This window comes from Methylophaga sp. UBA5088, from assembly GCF_002414625.1.
In the GTDB taxonomy this organism is placed as follows: domain Bacteria; phylum Pseudomonadota; class Gammaproteobacteria; order Nitrosococcales; family Methylophagaceae; genus Methylophaga; species Methylophaga marina.
Map to the genome: position 1 here is coordinate 54067 of NZ_DIAC01000103.1, position 3067 is coordinate 57133.

A 3067-nucleotide genomic window follows, 5' to 3' on the forward strand; every position below is an offset into this window, starting at 1 on the left:
AAGTTTCGTATCAACAACAACGTTGTGAGATTATTGAGTTGTTGGATGGCGCTGAATTAATCCTGCAAGTGCTCGAGTCGGGCCACAACATTCAGCCCAATCAATATGGCGAAGGACACCGACCGGTGCCAGTAACGTATACCCTACCTGTATTTGATGGTGAGGGAAATTTACACGCTGAGCTTATTGCCGCAGGTTTAGATAAGTTACTCTGCCAATAACTGCCTGACTTCAATTAAGTCTGCTTCTGTATCTACCCCATGTCCGGCACTGATAAGAGCTTCTGACATGTGGATTTTTTTCCCGTGGAATAATACTCGTAGCTGTTCCAATGATTCTTCCGTTTCAAGCAAACACGGCGCCATCCCTGCGTAGTTTTTTAAGAAGTGAGCGCGGTAACCATATAAGCCAATATGGCGATAATGAGGAAGTTCTGGTGGTAATTCCGTTTTGTGAAAGTGATCTCGCATCCACGGAATAGGAGCACGGCTAAAATATAAAGCATAGCCTTGACTGTCCATTACCACTTTGACCACATTAGGATCGAATACTTGTTTCTCTTGATGAATTCGACTAAATAACGAAGCCATATCTGCTTCTTTGTGTTGAGCCAAGTCTGCAGCAACCTGATTAATCAGTAAGGCAGGTAAACAAGGCTCATCACCTTGTACATTAATCACTATTTCCTCATCATTGAACTGGCGTTTTTCAACAACTTCGGCCAGTCTGTCTGTTCCGGAGCGATGAGTCTCCGCCGTCATACATACATCGGCATCAAAAGCGGTCACTGTGTCAGCAATACGTTCATCATCTGTTGCGATAATGACCTTGTCAGCATCACTCTCCAGAGCACGTTCATAGACATGTTGAATCATGGGTTTACCAGCAATATCTATTAGCGGTTTACCTGGCAGGCGACTTGATGCATAACGAGCTGGAATAATGATATTAAAGCTCATTCATTAGACCTCTTCATCTGCTGGCATTTGACGTGCTTCCTCTATCAACATGACGGGAATATCGTCTTTAACCGGATAAGCAAGACGGCAAGCTTTACAAATTAATTCCTGAGACTCTTTTTTATAATGCAATTTACCTTTACAAGCAGGGCAGGCGAGTATCTCTAAAAGCGCGTTATCCATTAGATCGTTCCTTTAATATTTGGTGAATAGCCGGAAATACAGGGCTATCGAGTGTGGCCTCAACCGGCAAATACCACATATTTTTGTGAGCAAAAGACTGACATTTTACGGCATCTTTCTCGGTCATTAGAATGGGGAGGTCATCATAAAATCTCAGGTCATCCGGTAAATACTGATGATGATCAGTAAAGTCGTGAGGGTGAACAATAATGTCATGAGCGGCTAAAGAATCAAAAAACCGTTTAGGATGACCGATTCCGGCTACCCCATGGACCTCTTTATGCTGGAAATAGCTTAATGGCATGGTCACGGTCTCATCATGTACATTGACCCACTGCATAGGGTTTAGCTGCATGGAATGACCATGTTCATCACTAGAGCCATTATAGATAATCAAATCAACAGAATTTAAACGAGACAAGGGTTCCCTTAGTGGACCTACCGGCAGGCACTGTTTATTTCCAAAACGTCTTTTACCATCGATAATCACAATTTCCAGGTCACGTGCTAATGCATAGTGTTGCAAACCATCATCAGAAATGATCACATCACAATGATGCTGGCTGAGCAGATGAATCGCTGCTTGTGGACGATCTGGATGAACAACGACCGGACATGCTGTGCGTTTTGCGATGAGTACGGGTTCATCACCACATTGTTTCGCATGGCTGTTTGCTGTGACTTCTAATGGATATTTTCTGCTGGCGCCACCATAACCACGACTGATAATCCCTGGCTTATAACCCGCTTGGCTAAGCTGTTGAGCCAACCATATAACAAAGGGTGTTTTACCGGTGCCGCCAACCGTAATATTGCCCACAACAATGACCGGTACAGGCATGGTGTGCTTGGGCAGCAAGTTTTGACGATAAGCCCACCGACGACAGAATATGACAAGCCGATATAACCAGCTAAGCGGTAATAAAAGCCAATATCTGGTGCCGGACTGATACCAACTGTCAGTTAACCAGCGCATGATGATCAGTCATCCTGAAATTGTAGACGATACAACTCGGCATAGTGTTTGCCATTAGCTAATAATTGCTGGTGAGTACCTGTTTCAAGAATTTCACCATCATGCATGACAATAATTTTATTGGCTTTTTCGATGGTAGATAGGCGATGAGCAATGACCAGCGTAGTGCGTTCACGCATAAGCTCTTCAAACGCCGCCTGGATATGGCGTTCAGCCTCAGTATCCAAGGCAGAGGTGGCTTCATCCAGAATCAGAATCGGCGGGTTCTTGAGCAGTACGCGGGCGATGGCAATACGCTGCTTTTCGCCGCCGGAGAGCTTTAGCCCGCGCTCGCCCACGGCGGTGNNAATAGGTGAGTTTCGGAGCAGTGCCCTTGCAATAGCCAGACGTTGTCGTTGTCCGCCGGATAACAGTACACCATTTTCACCAACTTCAGTGTGTAGTCCCTGAGGGAGTTTCTGAATGAACTCCCAGGCGTGAGCTGACTTAGCGGCTTGTATAATCGCTTCTTCACTAACGTCACCTGCCTGACCATAACTGATGTTGTTAGCTATCGTGTCGTTAAACAAGACAACTTGTTGGTTAACCAGAGACAATTGTTTACGCAAATCTTTTAATGTGAGCTGACTGATATCAACGCCATCAATCAGAATTTGTCCTTTTTCAATATTGTAAAACCGTGCCAGCAAGCTGACTAATGTGGTTTTACCACTGCCTGAATGACCAACAAAAGCGATGGTTTGTCCAGGTTCTGCATGAAAAGAAATATCATTGAGTACGCTTCCTTTTCCCTCATCGTAGCTGAAGCTGACGTGACGGTATTCAATCTGTCCTTTGGCACGGTCCATGGTAAGTGTGCCATTGTCATGCTCAGGTTCTTCATCCAGTAAGGTGAAAATACTCTCGGCTGCTGCGATACCTGCCTGTAGTTTTGAGTTTATTTTTGTTA

At 44.8% G+C, this 3067-nt stretch carries 5 protein-coding genes; 1 reads left to right on the plus strand and 4 read right to left on the minus strand.

The genetic code is table 11. The features are described 5' to 3' along the window. Nucleotides 1–221 (plus strand): hypothetical protein (locus tag B4K20_RS13035; RefSeq protein ID WP_289283200.1); only part of this gene is annotated, 221 nt, incomplete at its 5' end. Here B4K20_RS13035 and kdsB read toward each other — a convergent pair. From kdsB to B4K20_RS13055, 4 genes are read right to left on the minus strand one after another with little or no spacing between them, the layout of a single operon-like run. Then, entirely contained in the window at nucleotides 207–959 is a 753-nt protein-coding gene (gene kdsB, locus B4K20_RS13040; RefSeq protein ID WP_289283201.1) for a 3-deoxy-manno-octulosonate cytidylyltransferase, read from the minus strand. The genes B4K20_RS13035 and kdsB overlap by 15 nt on opposite strands. 3 nt (nucleotides 960–962) lie before the next feature. Further along, entirely contained in the window at nucleotides 963–1142 is a 180-nt protein-coding gene (locus tag B4K20_RS13045; protein ID WP_091712526.1) for a Trm112 family protein, read from the minus strand. Continuing rightward, nucleotides 1135–2118, minus strand: coding sequence for a tetraacyldisaccharide 4'-kinase (gene lpxK, locus B4K20_RS13050; protein WP_289283202.1), 984 nt, complete (start codon nucleotides 2116–2118; stop codon nucleotides 1135–1137). Before lpxK ends, B4K20_RS13045 begins: the two co-directional genes overlap by 8 nt. Nucleotides 2119–2123: 5 nt before the next feature. Then, on the minus strand, nucleotides 2124–2966 hold the full coding sequence (locus tag B4K20_RS13055; protein WP_422655792.1) for an ABC transporter ATP-binding protein: 843 nt from the start codon (nucleotides 2964–2966) through the stop codon (nucleotides 2124–2126). Nucleotides 2967–3067: the final 101 nt, after the last annotated feature.

Coding starts and splice junctions, on each gene's coding strand:
- kdsB (WP_289283201.1), bottom strand. CDS start 959: ATGAGCTTTAATATCATTATTCCAGCTCGTTATGCATCAAGTCGCCTG.
- B4K20_RS13045 (WP_091712526.1), bottom strand. CDS start 1,142: ATGGATAACGCGCTTTTAGAGATACTCGCCTGCCCTGCTTGTAAAGGT.
- lpxK (WP_289283202.1), bottom strand. CDS start 2,118: ATGCGCTGGTTAACTGACAGTTGGTATCAGTCCGGCACCAGATATTGG.